We start from the raw sequence: 20,671 nt of genomic DNA on the forward strand, positions 1-20,671 counted from the left end.
CCCCAATCCCAATCCCCAATCCCCATGAACAATATCGATGATCTTTATGAACTTTCGCCTATGCAGCAGGGGATGCTGTTTCATACCCTTTATGCGCCAGAATCGGAAGTTTATTTTGAGCAGTTGGTTTGTACTCTCTCTGGAGAGTTAAATTTTTCTGCGTTCCAGCAAGCTTGGAAGCAGGTTGTGGCAAGACATCCAGTTTTACGAACTTCTTTTTATTGGGAAGAGATAGAAAAGCCCTTGCAAATGGTGAGTAAGCAGGTGGATCTCCCGTGGGAAGTACTGGATTGGCGCAATTTCCCAGCCGATGAACAACAACAACATCTAGCGGATTTTCTGAAATGCGATCGCAAAAAAGGATTGGATCTTGCTGAATCTCCCTTAATGCGCTTCACTCTGATTTATCTAGGGAAGCAGACTTATCAATTTATTTGGAGTCATCATCATATCCTTTTTGATGGTTGGTCGATGCAGATTATCTTGAAAGAAGTTTTAGCTTTTTATGAGGCTGATCGTCGAGGTGAATCTTTACGCCTTAAACCTTCTCGTCCTTATCGAGATTATATTCATTGGTTGCAAGAACAGGATATTGCTCAAGCAAAAAACTTTTGGCAACAAACTCTTCAGGGGTTTGAGGTTCCTATCTTAATTGGAAATAGGGAACAGGGAATAGAGAATAGGGGACAGCAAACATATAATGAGGAACGTTTCCAGTTATCTCAAACGGTAACTGAAAAGTTGCAATATACTGCTCGAATACACCATTTAACTTTGAATAATTTGGTGCAAGGTGCTTGGGCATTATTGCTTTCCCGCTACAGTGGAGAAAGTGATGTGGTTTTTGGTGCAACTGTATCCGGCCGTCCACCGACTTTTGAAAATGTAGACTCGATGGTGGGGTTATTTATCAACACTCTCCCCATCCGCTTACAAGTCGATGGAAAAACAGAATTATTGTCCTGGCTGAAGCAGTTACAAACTCAACAATTTGAACAGGAACAGTATGCTTATTTTTCCCTAGCAGAAATTCAAAAAATAAGTGATGTTCCTGCCGGAATGCCATTATTTGAAAGTATTCTAGTCTTTGAAAATTATCCGCTAGATTCTGCTGAAGAAAAAACGAAAAAAGCTTTAGAAATTAGTGATATCTGCTGTTTTGAACGGACGAATTACCCTCTAACGGTGGTTGTGAATCCTCAATCACAATTGTCTGGAAGGATTGTTTATGATACCAAGCATTTTGAGCAACAGACAATTGCCCGGATGATTGGACATTTTCAAACACTGTTAGCAGGGATGGCAGTTAATTTACAACAAAACATTTCTCAAATATCCTTGCTCAGTGCAGCAGAAGATCAAGAATTAGTGCTGCAAGAAAATCATCAAAATATAGATTCTATTGAATATAAATGTCTTCATATTTTATTTGAAGAACAGGTAGAAAAAAATCCTGATGCAGTCGCAGTTGTATATGAAAAAGAACATTTAACTTATCGGGAGTTGAATAACCGCGCCAATCAATTAGCCCATTATTTACAAACGCTGGGAGTTAAACCAGAAGTACGAGTGGGAATTTGTGTCGAGCGATCGCTTTTAATGGTGATAGGGATACTGGCTATCCTTAAGGCGGGTGGGGCTTATGTACCGCTAGATCCTGCCTATCCTTCAGAAAGACTGGCATTCATGATGGAAGATGTGCAGATTCCCATCTTACTAACACAAACTCATTTGTGCGATCGCCTTCCTATCCATAACCAAATTGTGGTTAATCTAGACTTAGATTGGCCAACAATTGCTACATACAAAAAAGATAATTTGTCAAGTCAAGTTAATCCAGAAAACTTAGCTTATATAATTTATACCTCTGGCTCAACGGGTACACCAAAAGGAACAGAAGTTCCCCATCGTAGCTTCATTGGTTTTATGTTTGGGGTTGATTACATTCATCTTGATGCAAAGCAAATTTGGCTGCAACATTCATCAATTTCATGGGATGCATCAACTCTAGAACTTTGGCCGCCTTTGCTTTATGGTGGGCGTTGTGTGCTTTACCCAGACAAAATCCCCACACCTGAGAAATTAAGCAAAATTATCCAAGAACAGAAGGTTAACATCCTGTTTCTAACTACCGCCCTTTTCAATCTGATGATTGACACCATCCCAGAAGGATTGTTAGGAGTTAAACAACTGCTGTTTGGGGGAGAGTCTATTTCTGTACCTCATGTTCGTCGCGCCTTAGAATTATTATCAGAAACGCAACTTATTCATGCTTATGGCCCTTCAGAATGTACAGTATTTACCTCTTGTTATCCGATTCCTCAACAACTTGCTCAAAATGTCCATTCAATTCCCATTGGTAAACCCGTCGGCGATAGAAAAGTTTACTTACTAGATAGAGATTTACACCGGGTTCCGATTGGGGTTCATGGAGAACTTTATGTAGGTGGGGCGAGTGTTGCTAGAGGTTACTTAAATCAACCAATATTAACCAGTGAAAATTTTATCGCTAATCCTTTTATTGAGGGAGATACACTTTACAAAACTGGAGATTTAGTCCGCCGTCTCCCTGATGGGAATCTGGAATTTCTGGGAAGAATTGATACACAGGTAAAAATTCGCGGTTTTCGCATTGAATTATCAGAGATTGAAGCAGTTTTGAATCAACATTCTGATATTAAACAAACCGTTGTCATGATGCGGGAAGATGAACCTGGTAAAAAGTATTTAGTAGCTTATCTAGTTACTAAAGACAATCAACCAACGCCTACTACCCTGCGAAACTTCCTCAAGACAAAGCTGCCCGATTACATGATTCCCATCGCATTCGTATTTATGGAAGCATTACCTTTAACGCCTAATGCTAAGATAAATCGCCGTGCTTTACCTATTCCAGATACTTCCCAAAGAAGTGTAGAAGTTGATTTTGTTGCTCCTTGCACACCAACAGAACAAGAATTAGCCACGATTTGGGCTGAAATTCTGCGATTAAAACAAATTGGGATTCACGATAACTTCTTCGAGTTGGGAGGACATTCTTTACTGGCGACTCAAGTAATTTCCCGATTAAGAGAAGCCTTTTCTATAGATTTTCCTCTGCGTTATTTGTTTGAAAATCCAACTATTGCTGAACTATCTCAAAAAGTAATTGCTCAACAACTTGAACAAGCAGAAGATGATGCTATAGCAGAGATTTTAGCCGAAGTGGAAAAATTATCAGAGGTAGAAGTGAGGCGGCAATTATTATGAGTATTTTTAAACGCAAAGGTACGTAGAGTATTTATATAGAGAATTGACGAGAGATTAATGAAATATTGTACTTCTTATCTCTCTGTGTTCTCTGCGCGACAGTCGGTCATGGGGGAAACCCCCAAGACCGCGCTGCCTTGTCTCTGTGGTTCGATTTAAATAATTTTTAACAACAAGTATTATGAGCGATATCCTAAAACGTCTTGAAACCCTTTCACCTGAAAAGCGAGAATTAATCTTACAAAAGCTGAAAAAACAATCTATACAAAATAACAACAACTTAATTTCTGTTTCGCGCCAACAACCGCTTCCCCTCTCTTTTGCTCAACAAAGATTATGGTTTATCGACCAACTAGAAGGCGAAAATTGTGTATACAATGTGCCATTTTTCTTGCAAATTAGCGGATGTCTTCAGATAGCAGCATTAGAACAAGCTATTACAGCAATTGTTCAACGTCATGAAGTATTACGTTCTAGTTTTTGTGTTGTCGATGGTTCGCCGATACAGGTAATTCATGCCAATCATAAGTTAATGATGCAACTGATAGACTGGCGACAACTGGCGGAAGCAGAGCAATTAGAGAAAGCGCAGCAGTTAGCAATAGAAGAATTACAACAACCCTTTAATTTATCAAACCCACCTTTGCTGCGGGTAAAGTTGTTGCAATTGAGTAAGCAATCTTATCTGCTGTTGCTAGTTATTCATCATATCGTTTGTGATGGCTGGTCAATGCAGATATTCCGCCGGGAATTATTCGCACTTTATACCGCCTTCTGTGCTGGGAAACCTTCTCCTTTACCAGAATTATCGCTGCAATATGCCGATTTTGCTCACTGGCAAAGACAATACTTACAGGGAGAGGTACTCCAAAAGCAACTCAATTACTGGCAAAAACAATTAGCCGGAATCCCGCCACTTTTAGAATTACCCACAAATCAACCCCGCCCGTCAACTCAAACCTATCGGGGGCGTAGCGAGTTTGGCACACTCAATCAGGATTTAACTCAGAAGTTAAAGCGTTTGAGTCAGGAGTCAGGAACAACTCTGTTTATGACCTTACTGACAGCATTTGTGCTGTTAATTTCGCGCTACAGTGGACAGGAGGATATTGTTGTTGGTTCTGCGATCGCTAATCGTAACCGTCGAGAAACAGAATCATTAATTGGCTTTTTTGTCAATACATTGGCTTTGCGTACCAACTTACAAGGCAATCCAACCTTCTTAGAATTACTTGAACGAGTGAGGCAAGTAACCCTAGATGCCTACGACCATCAGGATTTACCCTTTGAAAAACTAGTTGATGAATTGGGTTTAGAGCGATCGCTCTCCTATCATCCCCTATTTCAAGTAGCTTTTAGCTTGCAAAATGAAACGCAAGAGACACTAGAAACCCCTGGATTAACCCTAAATCCCTTTAAATGGGAAAACACAACAACACTGTTTGATTTGTCCCTAATGGTTCGAGAAACTGACCAAGGATTAACAGGAGAATGGGAATATGCCACCGATTTGTTTACAGCTACAACTATTCAACGGATGGTAGGAAATTTTGCAGTCTTGATTCAAGGAATTGTTGATAATCCTCAACAACCAATTAATACTCTACCGTTACTCACACAAGTTGAACGTCAACAACTACAACATTGGAATCAAACGGAAACCAATTATCCTCTCAATCAAACGCTGGTTGATCTGTTTGAGGCTCAAGTTGCGAAAAATCCTAATAATCTTGCTTTAGTATTTGAATCCCAAAGCCTAACTTATCAACAACTTAATCAAAAAGCTAACCAACTCGCTCATTATCTAATTGAAAATTCTCAAATTCAACCAGACACCTTAATTGGTATCTGCGTTGAACGGTCTTTGGAAATGATTATTGGCGTACTCGGTATCCTGAAAGCGGGTGCTGCTTATATGCCGATTGACCCCAATTATCCACAAGAGCGTATTGGGTTTATGTTACAAGATTGTGGAACATCGGTATTGCTCACCCAAAGTTTTCTTCAAAAACAATTACATCTGGTTGAACTAGAACACCAGGTAATTTGTTTAGATGAAGATACTTTTAGTTCGGCATCAACAGATAATCCCAATCGGAAAATTACGGCTGATAATTTAGCTTATATAATCTATACTTCTGGTTCTACGGGACGACCCAAAGGGGTGATGATTGAGCATCAAGCAATTGTCAATCTCGCTTTAGCTTGGACAAAAACTTTTCAAGTTCAACCCCAAAGTCGTTGGCTTCAGTTTGGTTCTTTTAGTTTTGATTTATCTATTGGTGAAATTGCTACTGCTTTGGGAGCAGGTGCTTGTTTGTATTTAGCCCAGAAAGAAACTTTGTTACCTAGTCAAGCTTTAATTGACTTGTTGGCTGATTATAAAATTTCCCATTTTGCATTACCTCCTTCTGCTTTATCTGTATTACCGCAAGCTATATTACCTGATTTACAAGCCATAATTGTTGGTGGTGAAGCTTGCCCAGCCGAATTGGTGACACAATGGAGCAGAGGAAGATGTTTTTTCAATTGCTACGGGCCGACTGAATCGACGGTTATCGCCACTATTGCTAATTGTGAACCGAATGGTAAAAAACCTTCCATCGGGCAACCATTATCTAATATCCGCATCTACATTTTAGATGCTCACAATCAACCATTAGCCCCAGGAATACCGGGGGAATTGTGCATTGCAGGAGTAGGTTTAGCACGAGGCTATTTGAATCGCCCTGATTTAACCGCCGAAAATTTTATTCAAGTTAATTTATTCGGTAAAACTGAGCGAATTTACAAAACTGGCGATTTAGCGAAATGGAATTCTGATGGTAATCTTGAGTATCTTGGTCGCATTGACGAGCAGATTAAATTACGCGGCTTTCGGATTGAACTTGGTGAAATTGAATCGCTATTATTACAACACACTTCAGTGAAAGAAGCAGTTGTTATTTTATATGAAACTGATAGTAATCCCAGATTGGTAGCATATATCACGGCAGCAGATAAATCTAGCAATTTAGCTCATCAACTCAAAGATTATCTGAAAACTCGCCTGCCAAATTATATGGTTCCTAGCCAGATTATGGTATTACATAAGCTGCTACTTACACCTAACAGTAAACTAGATCGAAAAGCACTACCAGCACCAGATTTAACCGCTTCCAATGACTTTGAAATCCTTGTTACGCCAACAGAAGAACTTCTGGCTATTTTATGGCAGAGTCTTTTAAAAACTAAGTTTGTTGGTCGTCGAGACAACTTTTTTGAACTGGGTGGACATTCCCTATTGGCGACTCAATTAGTTACCCGCATTCGTGAAAGTTTTGGTGTGGAAATACCTGTACGCAAGGTATTTGAGCAAAGTATTTTGTCTGAGTTGGCAACAGAAATTGATAAAGCATCTTCAGGAATCGCTTTACCTCCCATTACACCACAGCCGGAAAATGCTCCCAAAACTCTTTCTTTTGCTCAATCAAGACTCTGGTTTTTAGCCCAACTTGAAGGCACTGGAACCTCGACTACTTATAATATGTCAACGGCTTTGCAGCTTGATGGCAAGTTAAATATAGAGGCGTTGCAAGCAAGTTTTAATTATCTCCTCGATCGCCATGCCATTCTCCGTACTTATTTTCCAGCCTTGGAGGGAGAGGCGCAAGTAGTTGTCCAAAATCTAGAAGATATTGAAGTGCTGACGATCGCAGATTTACAGTCACTCGATCCTCAGACTCAAGCAGAAACCGTACAAAGCTTATCAGATAACCACGCTCAAGAACCCTTTGATTTAAATACTGGCCCTCTTTTCAAAGCAAAACTACTGCAATTAAGCGAACAGAAAAATGTCTTGCTGCTGAATATGCACCATATTATCAGTGATGGCTGGTCAATGGGGGTATTTAAACGCGAATGGGAACAGGCTTATTCGGCTTTTACTGCGGGGGAAACTCCGAATTTGTCACCATTGCCGATTCAATATAGTGATTATGCTGCTTGGCAGCGCAGTTGGTTGCAAGGGGAGATTTTAGAAAGTCAGGAAAATTACTGGAAACAACAACTAGACGATGCTCCCCAATTGCTGGATTTACCTACCGATTATCCTCGTCCAGCCCAACAAAGTTACCAAGGTGGACGTGAGGAATATCGTTTGAGTCATGAACTGACTCAGAAACTCAAAATATTGAGTCAAAAATACGGGGTTAGTTTGTTTATGACCTTGTTGACGGCTTTTAATATCTTGCTATCGCGTTACAGCCGTCAAGAAGATTTATGTGTTGGTTCTGCGATCGCTAACCGCACCCATAGTTATACAGAATCATTAATTGGCTTTTTTGTCAATACCTTAGTGTTACGGAGCAAAATCAAGCCAGAGCAAGGATTTAACGAGTTACTCCAGCAAACACGCCAAACTTGCTTAGATGCATACTCCCATCAAGATATTCCCTTTGAGTATTTGGTAGAACAGTTACAACCAGAACGCAGCCTCAGCCATAACCCTTTATTTCAAGTGATGATAGTGTTGCAAAACACCGAAGGGGCGGGGACAAACGTTAGTCTACCAGGGCTTGATATTAAATGGTTGAATCAAAGTTATCCTTATGCCAAGTTTGATTTGACACTCGATCTCTGCGAAAGAGACGAGCAACTACATTGTATGTGGGAATATGCCACCGATTTATTTGAGGCAGAAACCATTCAACGCATGGCGGGACACTTTGAAGTCTTACTTGGTGCGATTATTGAAAATCCCCAACAGCCGATTAGTAAGCTGCCCTTGATGACAACAGCAGAAATTCAACAACTGCAAGTTTGGAATCAAACTAACATTGATTATCCTCAAAATCAGACCCTCGTAACTTTGTTTGAACAACAAGTTACACAAACCCCCGATAATATTGCTGTGGTGTTTGAAGATTGCAGCCTGAGTTATCAAGAACTGAATCAAAAAGCTAATCAACTGGCGTATTCTCTATTAGAACTCAAAAAAGAGCAACAATTACCCGATAATCCACTGATAGCGATTTGTGTGGAGCGATCGCTAGAGATGGTCATTGGCTTGTTTGGTATTCTCAAAATGGGCGGGGCTTACGTGCCAATTGACCCCAACTATCCACAAGAACGGATTCGTTTTATGCTGGAAGACTGTGGGGCAAGGGTTTTGCTAACTCATAGTCAGCTAGCGATTAAAGAGTGCGATCGGCAATACCAAGTACTCTATTTAGATCGAGAGGGAATAGGGAATAGGGAACAGGGAACAGAAAATCTTAAAATCCAAAATCAAGATGATTTGGCTTATATAATTTATACATCAGGTTCTACTGGACGGCCAAAAGGCGTAGAAATACTGCACCGTGGTTTAAGTAACTATTTGCACTGGGCAAAAGACTTCTATGCAGTAGCGCAAGGGCAAGGTACACCTGTACAGTCTTCCCTGAGCTTTGATGCAACCATTACCTCCCTCTATCTACCTCTAATTTGTGGACGTACCACTACTTTGGTGAGAGAAAAACAAGAAATTGAAGCTTTAGCAAACATTGTCAAACAGAACAAACATCTCTCCCTTGTTAAAATCACGCCATCCCATCTGGAAATCTTAAATCAGCAACTTGATGCTGATGCTATGCCAAATCGAGTTAATGCCTTTGTCTTAGGTGGTGAGGCATTACACGCGAACCAAATAATACCGTGGCTAACTCATGCCCCCGATACCCGCTTGATTAACGAATATGGGCCTACAGAAGCGGTTGTGGGGTGTTGTGTCTATGAAGCAACCGGAAAAAGGGATGTAGTAGGCGATTTATTAATTGGACAACCAATTGCCAATGCACGAATTTACATTTTAGACAACCAAAATCAACCGCTACCTCCTGGAATTCCTGGCGAACTTTGTATTGCGGGTGCTGGTTTAGCCCGTGGCTATCTAAATTGTGGCGAACTCACAGCAGAAAAATTTATCGAACTGGAATTATTTGGTAAACAAGAACGAGTTTATAAAACTGGAGATTTAGCAAGATGGTTGCGAGACGGAAACTTAGAATATCTGGGGCGGATTGATAACCAAGTCAAACTGCGGGGCTTTCGGATTGAATTGGGTGAAATTGAAGCTTTATTAGCTCAACACCCCAAAATTGGACAAGCAGTTGTGATTTTAGCAGGAGAAAGTGCGATCGCTCAACGCTTGCTAGCTTACATTGTACCCGCACCAACAGATAACAACTTTGAAGATAAAAGTCTGCAAGTTGAACAGGTTGAATTATGGCAGCAAGTTTTTAATGATAGCTACTCTCAGCAACAAACCCTAACCGAAGATCCAACCTTGAATCTTGCAGGCTGGAATGATAGTTACACAGGAGAAGCGATTCCTCAAGCGGCGATGGAGGAATGGCGAGATACAACAGTAGCCCAAATTCTGGAACTGCAACCACAACGGATTTGGGAAATTGGTTGTGGAACAGGACTGTTATTATTTAAAATTGCGCCTCATTGTCAGCAATACTTAGGTACGGATCTTTCACCTGAAGCATTGCACTATATTGAACGACATCTCAAACAACAATCTCTCCAACACAAAGTTAGCTTAAAAGCCAGTGCTGCGAATCAGTTTGACGGTATTGAGACAAATGCTTATGACTTGGTAATCATGAATTCAGTAATCCAGTATTTTCCCTCCTTGGATTACTTTTTGTCAGTGTTGGAGGGGGCTATCAATGCTGTGACAAATCAAGGATCGATCTTTATTGGAGATGTGCGAAATCTGCATCTCTTGGAAGCTTTCCACAGCGCAGTTGAGTTTCATCGCGCCCCCGATGAGTTGTCAATCAAGGACTTGCATCAACAGATTCAAAAAAGCATCGAAACCGAAGGCGAATTACTGATCGATCCTGATTTCTTTATCGCCTTAAAACAAAGATTTCCGCGAATTAGCCATCTACAAATTCAATTGCAACGGGGTTATGCCCAAACGGAAATGAGCCGTTTTCGTTATGACGTTATTTTACATTTGGATCGAATAGATATTCCTGTTGCATCACCTCAATGCTTAGATTGGCAAAGTGAAGAACTGAATTTGGAAACAATCGAGAAAATTTTAACGACTCAGAAACCTGATTTGTTAGGTATCAAGAATATTCCTAATGCTCGTCTTACATCAGAAATGACTCTATTAGAAGAAATTGCTCAATTAGATGGTACTGTTGCAGATTTAAAAGCGGTAATTGCCCAAACTAAACCGGGTATAGAACCCGAAGCATTCCGAACTTTAGCGGGAAATTTGCCCTATACGCCTTTTATCCAATATAACCCTACAAATTTTCCTGATTATGATGTTATTTTTCAAAAAAATCTTCCCGAACAAGTGACATTCCCACGATTTACTCAAGGAGAAAATTTGCAACTTAAACCTTGGCAAGATTATGCAAATCAACCGTTACAATGTCGTACTAATCAAGTTGATCCAGCATTATTAGCCGAATGGCGGGATTTTCTGGGCAAAACGCTTCCTGATTATATGATTCCTAGCCATTTCACTGTTTTAGAGCAACTGCCATTAACACCAAATGGTAAAGTAGACCACAAAGCCTTACCTGCGCCAGACATAGGAGTTGTACCAACAAACATTGAATTGCCTGTAACAGCAACAGAAAAATTGCTTACCGAATTGTGGGCGAAGCTGCTGAAATATGAAGCAATTGCCCGACAAGATAACTTCTTCAACTTAGGGGGACATTCATTATTAGCAACCCAACTCATTGCCCGCATTCGTGATACATTCAAGGTGGAACTGTCGCTGCGGAAGGTATTTGAATTCCCTATCCTCAGTGAATTAGCTAATTATCTTGATACCTGCATTTGGGTTAATTCCACTGACGAAAGTATGCAGTCTCTCAACTCAGACGAAGAGGAAATCGAATTTTAAAGTACCACGACTGAAAACACATCTTCAAGTAAAAATTATCTTTAATTTAACCTATGATTGCCCTATCAGATTCTGTTTTTCTCACTCCCGAAGCATACCTAAAACTAGAAGAAAAAAGCAACATTAAACACGAATATATTGATGGTCAAGTTTATGCAATGGTAGGAACAACTGACACCCACAATACCATTGCCCTAAACCTGGCTTTATTGATTCGTAATCACTTTCGAGGGTCAGACTGTCGAGTTTACTTTGCCGATATTAAAGCCCAACTTAAAAAACGTAACCGCTTTTATTACCCCGATCTCATCGTAACTTGCGATCCTAAAGACCGAGAAATCTCAACTTATAAACGTTTTCCTAAACTTATTATCGAAGTTTTATCTGAGTCTACCGAAGGCTTCGACCGAGGTGACAAATTCAACGACTATCAAACCCTTGATAGCCTAGAGGAATATGTTTTAGTTAACAGCAAACACCAACGAGTTGAAACCTTTCGCCGTAACAATCAAGGCTTATGGGTGCTACAAACCTATACACCTGATGACCAAACATTTGAACTCCAAAGCATTAACCTGACCTATACTTTTACCGACCTTTACGACAATGTAGAATTGGAAGCAATTGTACAGCAACCAGAACTAATTTAAAAGGGTAAGTTCGTAGTAAGGACTTTAGTCCTTATATTCTAAGCACTAAAGTGCTTACTAAAAATCATGAAAAATAGTTTTAAAAGTCCTATTTTACTGTTAATAATAAATTTTGATTTTGTCCGACTAAAATTATGACTAAAAATGAGCAAGTTGTTGGTTTAATGCTACGTTTACAGAATATAGGATGCCGAATTTGGGCTGAAGATGATAAGCTCCGAGTTCGGACTACTAAAAACACCCTCACTTCTGAACTCAAGCAAGAAATTCAAACCAACAAAGCAGATATATTAGCATTTTTAAATTCTGCCAAAGCTACAACTGTCATCGCCGAGGAAATCCCGACTTTAGCAGATGATGCCCCAAAATTTCTTTCATTTGCTCAACAACGCCTCTGGCTTTTAGCGCAACTCCAAGGGCCGTCAGCTAGTTACAATATGCCGATGGTTTTACAACTCGACGGCAACCTCAATATTGATGCCCTGCGCTCTAGTTTTGCTTATCTGCTTAACCGTCATGCCAGCCTACGGATGTATTTTCCCACAGTGGCAGGAAATCCGCAGGTTGCGATGCCTGCGGCGGTAAACTACGCAAATTTAGATAATATCGAAGTTCTAACGATACAAGACTACCGAAACCTTGAAGAATATCCCCAATCCTCAACCATCCAGCATTTTATCGATGCTCATGTTCAAGAACCCTTTGACTTAAATACTGGCCCTTTATTTAAAGCAAAACTCCTGCAAATCAAAGAGCAAAAATATGTGTTGCTGATTAATATGCACCACATTGTCAGTGATGGCTGGTCAATGGGGGTGTTTGTTCGTGAGTTCAGGCAAGCTTATACGGCTTTTGTCCAAAATCAGATACCAAGCCTTGCACCATTACCCATTCAATACAGCGACTACGCAAACTGGCAGCGAAACTGGCTACAGGGTGAGGTATTAGAAACTCAAATTAACTACTGGAAACATCAACTTCAGGATTCTCCCCCATTACTGGAGTTACCTACCGATTATCCCCGTCCAGCATTGCAAAGCTACCGAGGCGCACGTTATCTCTACTCCCTAACGCCAGAATTAAGCGCTGGTATTAAAGCCTTAAGTCAAGAACAAGGCACAAGCCTATTTATGACTTTGTTGGCGGCTTTGAATGTTCTACTTTCTCGTTACAGTCGCCAAGAAGATTTATGTATTGGTTCTCCTATTGCTAACCGCACCCATAGCCAGACAGAATCATTGATTGGCTTTTTTGTCAATACTTTAGTATTGCGTAACCAAATCAAACCTGAGCAAAGCTTTATTGAATTACTTCAAGAAACTCGCCAAACTTGTTTAGATGCATACTCTCATCAAGATATTCCCTTTGAGTTTCTGGTAGAAAAGTTACAGCCAGAACGCAGTATGAGTCATAATCCTTTATTCCAGGTCATGTTAACCCTGGAAAATAATGAAAGTCCCGACATTAGTTTGCCAGGATTAGAGATTCAATGGCTCGATTTATATTGTCCATTTGCTAAGTTTGACCTTACACTTATGGTCATAGAATCTGACAACCAGTTAAATTGTTCTTGGGAATACGCTACCGATCTTTTTGAGAAAAGTACTATCCAACGGATGGCGGAACAGTTTCAAGTTTTGCTTAAGGGAATTGTTGATAAACCTCAGCAACTCATCAAAACTCTACCTTTGATGACAACCGCCGAAGCTCTACAACTACAACGCTGGAATCGAACGGAAACCGATTATCCCCACGATAAAACTTTAGTTAATCTATTTGAACAACAAGTTGATAAAAACCCTAATAACTTCGCTTTGGTGTTTGAATCTCAAAGCCTAACTTATCAACAACTTAATCAAAAAGCGAACCAATTAGCTCACTACCTGATTCAAAATTACCAAATTCAGCCAGACACCTTAATTGGTATCTGCGTTGAACGGTCATTCGAGATGATTATTGGTGTACTCGGTATCCTCAAAGCGGGTGGCGCGTATGTACCGATTGACCCCAATTATCCTCAAGAGCGGATTAGGTTCATGTTAGAAGATTCTGGGATATCAGTGTTACTAACCCAAAGTTTCCTCAAAGACAAATTACCCCTAGCTGAACTGGAAAATCCTTGTCAGGTAATTTGTTTGGATGAAGAAAATTTTGGTGAGGTATTAAATGATGATGCCGTGTGTAACTTTCTTTCAAACCTAACCCCCAACCCCTTCCCTACTAGCGTTGGGGAGCAAGAATCAAAGCCTCTCTCCCTGTGGGGGAGAGGTTTGGAGAGGGGTTCTAAGAATAAGTTGCACATCGCGTCAGATAATCCCAATCCCCAAAGTACGCCTCATGATTTAGCTTATGTCATCTATACTTCTGGTTCGACGGGACGACCGAAAGGGGTGATGATTGAACATCAAGCAATTGTTAATCTAGCTTTAAATTGGGCGAAAATTTTTCAAGTTAAACCCCAAAGTCGTTGGCTTCAATTTGGTTCTTTTAGTTTTGATTTATCAATTGGTGAAATTGCGACTGCTTTGGGAGCAGGTGCTTGTTTGTACTTAGCCCAGAAAGAAACTTTGTTACCAAGTCAAGCCTTAATTGACTTGTTAGCTAATTGCAAAATTTCCCATTTTGCATTACCTCCTTCCGCCTTATCTGTATTACCTCCAGCCACCTTACCTGATTTGCAAGCCATAATCCTTGGTGGTGAGGCTTGCCCAGCCGAATTGGTGACACAATGGGGAACAGGACGACATTTTTTCAATTGCTACGGCCCAACGGAATCGACAGTTATTGCCACCATCGCTAGTTGTAAACCAAATAAGAAAAAACCTTCCATTGGGCAACCATTATCTAATATCCGCATCTACATTTTTGATGCTCACAACCAACCATTGCCCCCAGGAATGTCAGGGGAATTGTGCATTGCGGGAGTGGGTTTAGCACGAGGCTATTTGAATCGCCCTGATTTAACCTCTGAAAAGTTTATTCAAGTTAACTTATTCGGTAAAATAGAGCGAATTTACAAAACTGGTGATTTAGCAAAATGGAATTCTGATGGTAATCTTGAGTATCTGGGTCGCATTGACGATCAGATTAAATTAAGAGGATTTCGGATTGAACTCGGTGAAATTGAATCAATTTTATTGCAACATCCCTTAGTTAAAGAAGCAATTGTAACTTTATATAAAACTGAGAAAAACCAGAGTTTGATTGCATATCTAACGGGAATTACTAGTGATTTATCTACACAATTAAAAAACGATCTTAAATCCCGTCTGCCAGATTACATGATACCTGCTCAGATTATTGTTTTAGATAAGTTGCCTTTAACTCCCAATGGGAAAATTGACCGAAAAGCTTTACCCGCTCCCAATGGTGAGATTGAAGGCTTATATGAAGCCCCACGCAACGAAGTTGAACAACAGCTAGCAAAGGTTTGGTCTGCTGTTCTAGAACGTCAAGAAATTGGAATTCATGATAACTTCTTTGATTTGGGTGGCCATTCTTTACTAGCGGTAAAACTGCTCAATAATATTCAACAAATATTTGAGCGACAACTTTCTTTAAGTAGTTTATTTCAGAATCCTACTATTGCTCAACTCGCACAACAACTAAGTAATCATGAGGTTCAACAGTCAAATTCTGATTTACTTGTACTTCAACCTCTAGGAGATGCAACCCCTCTATTTTGTCTTCCTGGCGCAAACGGACACAGCTTCTATTTTCGAGATTTAGCGATCAATTTCATAAATGAACGGCCAGTGTATGGACTCGAAACTCCAGGAAGAAACGGTTCTACTGCGCTCCCTGAGTCGGTTGAGCTTCATGCTAGTCAGCTGATTGAGCAATTACGCCAACAGCAACCCAACAGTCCATACATCCTGGCAGGATATTCTTCAGGTGGTGCCGTTACCTTTGAAATGGCTTCTCAACTCGAACAGCAAGGTGAAACGGTGAGTTTACTAGCTATCTTTGATGCCGGACTAGTTTCTCGCCCTGAGTGTATTACTGATAGAACAGACCTTGATTGGATTTGGCAAACGATTCAGCGAATTGAAGCCCTGAGGGGAATCTCTTTAGGTCTGCAATATGCTGATTTAGCCGTTCAAACTGATGATCAAGCCAGATGGGAACTGACGGCAGAATATTTGTACCGTCATAATGTTCTACCGGAACACTCAACCCTCTCCTTACTGAAAACAAATCTGCAAGTAATGAAAATACTGACGGTCAATTATGCTAAATATCAGCCCCATCATCCAATTTCTGCACCCATTGTTTTATTCCGCGCTCAAGAAGTTCAGGAGATTCTTTTGCAAGAACTCCAAGCTTTTTCCGATTGCGATCTACCTGATTGGGGATGGCAAGCCTATACTCAACATGATGTCAGAGTGATTGAAGTACCTGGAAACCACGGTCGAATGCTTTATGAACCCAATGTAAAAATCTTAGCAAGACAATTACAGCTGGCGATCGCAGATAGCGCACAGTAGAGATTAACTATTTCATAGCTTCTTTCTTTGCGTACTTTGCGCCTTTGCGGTTCGTTTCTCTTGATTATATTTCATATCAAACTTATTAATAAAACTATGCAAGTCTTTTATTCTATTACCCAACTAAACAAAAACTCGCCCCTTTAATTGCCTCAAACAGGAATAGAAAATGCAATCTACGACTTTTCACGATCAACCCTTAAAAAAGGATTCTTTTATTTCAACTTTTACTCAATTTTGGGAAAATATTAAAGCGATCGCAGGGCCTTACTGGTATCCCACAGAGGCACAGGGAAGAGTTTTCTCAAGTGTGATTCGCGCCTGGGGAATGCTGATTATCCTAATATTATTAATAATTGCGCTCGTAGGTGTAACTGCTTTTAATAGCTTCGTTAGTCGCTATTTGGTCGATGCGATCATTCAAGAGAAAGATTTTAATAAATTTGTTGATACAGTATTGGTTTACGCTGCTGCTCTTATCTGCGTCACACTTCTAGTAGGATTTACGAAGTTTATCAGAAAAAAAATTGCTCTTGATTGGTATGAATGGCTAAATAATCACACATTAGAAAAATATTTCGGAAAGCGTGCTTATTATAAAATAAACTTTAAATCTGATATTGATAACCCAGATCAACGTCTATCGCAAGAAATCGAACCTATTACCAAAAGCGCTCTCAATTTTTCAGCTACTTTACTAGAAAAAACGCTAGAAATGATAACTTTTTTAGTCATTCTCTGGTCAATTTCGCAATTTGTTGCAGTTGCTTTAGTTGTTTATACCATCATAGGCAATGTGATTGCTGTTTACTTGACTCAAGAATTGAATAAGATTAATCAAGAAGAACTCGAATTTAAAGCTGACTACGCTTATGCTTTAACCCATGTTCGGAATCACGCTGAATCGATAGCTTTTTTTCAGGGAGAAAAACAAGAAGTTAATATAATTCAGCGCCGATTTAGTAATCTGATAAAAAGTGCTACACGCAAGATTAATTGGGAAAGAAATAAGGATATTTTTAGTAGAGGATATCAGGCTGTTATCCAAATTTTTCCATTTATAGTACTTGGGCCTTTATATATTAGAGATGAAATTGATTTTGGACAAGTTGGCCAAGCTAGTTTAGCTTGCAATCTGTTTGCTACTGCTATGGCAGAAGTAATCAATGAATTTGGAACTTCTGGAAGATTTTCTAGTTACGTTGAGCGTTTAAGCGAGTTGTCAGATGCGTTAAAAGCTGTCACCAAAGAACCAGAGAATGTAAGTACAATTAAAACTATAGAAGAAAACCGTCTTGCTTTCGAGCATGTCACCTTACAAACACCAAACTATGAGCAGGTAATCGTCGAAGACTTATCACTTTCTGTTCAGCCTGGAGAAGGTTTATTGATTGTTGGGCCGAGTGGTCGAGGTAAGAGTTCTCTGTTGAGAGCGATCGCTAGTTTGTGGAATGCTGGAAGTGGTCGTCTGGTGCGGCCTCCCTTAGAGCAAGTATTGTTTTTGCCCCAACGTCCTTATATAATTTTGGGAACTTTGCGCGAACAGTTACTCTATCCTCAAACAAATCGCAAAATGAGCGATGGAGAACTAGAAGAAATTTTGCGACGAGTTAACTTGCAAAACTTGCTAAGTCGAGTAGATGGTTTTGATACTGAAGTTCCTTGGGAGAATATACTCTCATTGGGTGAACAACAGCGTCTTGCATTCGCACGATTATTAATTACTCATCCTAGCTTTACTATATTAGATGAAGCAACAGGCGCTTTAGATTTGAACAATGAAGGAAAATTATATGAGCAGTTACAATCAACTAAGACAACTTTTATCAGTGTTGGACATAGAGAAAGTTTATTTAATTATCATCAATGGGTTTTAGAATTATCACAAGATTCTAGTTGGCAACTTGTAACTGTGGAAGATTATCGCCTTCAAAAAGCACAGCAAATTGTCAATTATTACCAAAAAAATACTGAGATATCAATAAATATCGCACCCGATAATCAATCTCCAACTCAACCAGAAATATCGATTGAGATAGACATAATTGCAGCACTTTCTCATAAGGAAATGCAAACATTAACAGACTATCCTATTAATACTATTCGTAGCAAGGCTAGCCTGGGAAAATCCATTACTACTAAAGATGGCTTTACCTATCGGTATAACAAAGATCCGAAGGTATTGAAATGGGTAAGAGCTTAAGAAGTATTCATAGTTTTAAAAATGAAGGATATGCTAACTAAACAGCAAAGACAATTAATTGCTTACGAAAATATTTCCATTTACGAACAAACTTATCAATTGCCGATCCTCAAAAATAATGGTGTAAAAATAGTTCAAAAAAAAATTAGAGAACGTCAAAGACTAATTAAAGAAGGTATTCGATATAATCATCAGTTTGGAGGAATAATTAAGCGGAAAGAAGAAATTAGTCAGGGAGAGATTTTTGAGGAGATCAGACTTTTCATTAAGGATTACATTGATATTATTAATTTACTAGAAAACTATAAGGATAGTTATCATAATTTTTTGTTAAAACTTACAGATGACTTAAAGAAGTTATTCAAACAAAAATATCTAGAAATAAAAAATTTAGAAGATGAAAGAATAAATTTAGAGATAAAAAATAAAAATAATCTAAAAATAATTGAAGATTTGAAATGGGAAAAGCAAGAAAACTTTAAATCAGTTTTACTATTAACCAATGCCTATTTTATGATGCTAGAAAAGATAAAATTGCTTGGTAATGGAATTAAAAAACTGACAGAAGATACCAAAATACAAGAAGAAATCGTTCAGCAAATAGTCAAAGATATAGAAGTATATCAAGAGATTTATGAATATCAAATAAAAGCCAATAAATTACGTAAAGAAATAGCTAAAATTGCTCATACTGCAATCAATTTTGAAAATTCTTTGCAAGATTACTTTAGTCCTTTCCAATCTTTAATAGATGAAGCTGTCAAAGTAGATGAATATTTCTACGCAACTGTTGGAGATATTAAAATCTTAGGGGACAATATTTTGAAACATAAATCAAATTTATTAAACATTGGAGACACTGAGACAATTTCTGAAACTTTTCTTGATTTTATGGTGACAAGTTATGATAAAAAAGCCCGATTAAAAGATGCTTTTATTGAATCTCAATTATTTGATTGGCAAATCGATAATTTAGACTTGAGTGAAAATGGTGTATTTTTAGACAAGGGAATTGATTTAATCTCTAATTACATATCTAAGCAACTCACCGATCAAAGAAAAGTATTAGACATAGCAGAAGTAAATTTTGTCTCTATAGCGCCTGTTGAAAAAACAAGATTTATGGAACTGACAAATAACAATGTTACGTTCCCAAGCAAGAGAAATATCGATTATACACAACTGCGGGATCTGCTGGGTGAGCATAAATGGAAAGAAGCTGATATTGAAACTACTAAATTAATCCTACAAGTCATGAAGAAGGATTATTGGAATGAGGTTTATAAGGAAGATATTGATAACTTTTCTTGTCAAGACTTACACATTATCGATCAGCTGTGGGAACAATACAGTTATGGTTATTTTGGCTTCAGTGTTCAGGAAAGTATCTGGAGCGAAATGGGTGGTAAAGTAGACTATGAAGCAGAAAAGAGACTTGGCGATCGCCTTGGTTGGCGAAAAGAGGGAAACTGGTTAGACTATGAGCAACTAACTTTTAAATTGTCCCCGATGACACCGATGGGACACCTACCGGCTAAATGGTTACACTATGACCAACATACCTTCGATTTATCCTCAAACTCATCTACAAAAGACCTGTCAATGGCAGCGTGGCGCGTGGGGTCTTGGTTAATTTGGCAGATGCACTTATTTTTTTCTAGAACAAAAATTTGTAAGCAAACATTAATACTTTAAAAAATCCAAAATCTTAAATTATGAATAATATTAATCTTTCTGATACAGAAATAGAAATTTTACTTTTTGGGAAATGGCGTTTTGATACGTCTTGGGAAAAAATATCTATTGTCTTTAAAGATGATATGACTTACGAGCAAACTAGGGTTCAAACATTCATTCTACATAAACCTAAAGAACTTGTAACAGGGAATAAATTTAGTGGAATCTGGTATGTAAGCGATCGCAGGCTGCATTTAAATATTAAAAGTATTCCCAAATCATTTTTGAATTTACAGATACCGCTAGTTTTTAAAATTTCTATTGCCGATGTTATAGCCACTTTGGGTTCTTTGTTTATAACAGAAAAGTATGAAGTCGTTAAAATTAATAGTTCTAAATTTTTACTCAGAGATGGCGAACAATCAATTATTGGTACAAAAATAAGTATCCCATCCTATAATCCGACCGGGGTAACATATAGAAATAATTAAAGTTGAGA

Annotated in this window: 7 protein-coding genes; all 7 read left to right on the forward strand. The window is 38.9% G+C overall.

Annotated features, from left to right (window positions below; all coding sequences use genetic code 11):
- Positions 1–24 precede the first annotated feature (24 nt).
- The gene (locus tag V7K38_RS24190; RefSeq protein ID WP_334861431.1) at positions 25–3,249 is read left to right on the forward strand and encodes a non-ribosomal peptide synthetase; all 3,225 of its coding nucleotides are present in this window, start codon (positions 25–27) and stop codon (positions 3,247–3,249) included.
- Positions 3,250–3,430: 181 nt separating this feature from the next.
- On the forward strand, positions 3,431–11,155 hold the full coding sequence (locus V7K38_RS24195) for an amino acid adenylation domain-containing protein (RefSeq protein WP_334861433.1): 7,725 nt from the start codon (positions 3,431–3,433) through the stop codon (positions 11,153–11,155).
- 53 nt (positions 11,156–11,208) lie between these two features.
- Positions 11,209–11,805 carry a Uma2 family endonuclease gene (locus V7K38_RS24200; RefSeq protein ID WP_334861435.1) on the forward strand — a complete coding sequence of 199 codons (597 nt, stop codon included), beginning with the start codon at positions 11,209–11,211 and terminating at the stop codon, positions 11,803–11,805.
- 134 nt (positions 11,806–11,939) lie between these two features.
- Entirely contained in the window at positions 11,940–16,292 is a 4,353-nt protein-coding gene (locus V7K38_RS24205; RefSeq protein ID WP_334861437.1) for a non-ribosomal peptide synthetase, read from the forward strand.
- 169 nt (positions 16,293–16,461) lie between these two features.
- Positions 16,462–18,495 (forward strand): ABC transporter ATP-binding protein/permease, encoded by a 2,034-nt coding sequence (locus V7K38_RS24210; RefSeq protein ID WP_334861439.1) that lies wholly within the window; start codon positions 16,462–16,464, stop codon positions 18,493–18,495.
- A 21-nt stretch (positions 18,496–18,516) separates the two neighbouring features.
- Positions 18,517–20,190, forward strand: a complete 1,674-nt coding sequence (locus tag V7K38_RS24215; RefSeq protein WP_334861441.1) for a GUN4 domain-containing protein — start codon at positions 18,517–18,519, stop codon at positions 20,188–20,190.
- Positions 20,191–20,210: 20 nt separating this feature from the next.
- A complete protein-coding gene (locus V7K38_RS24220; protein WP_334861443.1) occupies positions 20,211–20,663 on the forward strand; it encodes a hypothetical protein in 453 nt (150 codons plus the stop codon).
- Positions 20,664–20,671: the final 8 nt, after the last annotated feature.

This window comes from Nostoc sp., assembly GCF_036917465.1.
GTDB lineage: Bacteria > Cyanobacteriota > Cyanobacteriia > Cyanobacteriales > Nostocaceae > Nostoc.

Bases quoted from the DNA above. Each gene is read 5' to 3' on its own strand.
- V7K38_RS24190 (WP_334861431.1), top strand. From the start codon at position 25: ATGAACAATATCGATGATCTTTATGAACTTTCGCCTATGCAGCAGGGG.
- V7K38_RS24195 (WP_334861433.1), top strand. From the start codon at position 3,431: ATGAGCGATATCCTAAAACGTCTTGAAACCCTTTCACCTGAAAAGCGA.
- V7K38_RS24200 (WP_334861435.1), top strand. From the start codon at position 11,209: ATGATTGCCCTATCAGATTCTGTTTTTCTCACTCCCGAAGCATACCTA.
- V7K38_RS24205 (WP_334861437.1), top strand. From the start codon at position 11,940: ATGACTAAAAATGAGCAAGTTGTTGGTTTAATGCTACGTTTACAGAAT.
- V7K38_RS24210 (WP_334861439.1), top strand. From the start codon at position 16,462: ATGCAATCTACGACTTTTCACGATCAACCCTTAAAAAAGGATTCTTTT.
- V7K38_RS24215 (WP_334861441.1), top strand. From the start codon at position 18,517: ATGAAGGATATGCTAACTAAACAGCAAAGACAATTAATTGCTTACGAA.
- V7K38_RS24220 (WP_334861443.1), top strand. From the start codon at position 20,211: ATGAATAATATTAATCTTTCTGATACAGAAATAGAAATTTTACTTTTT.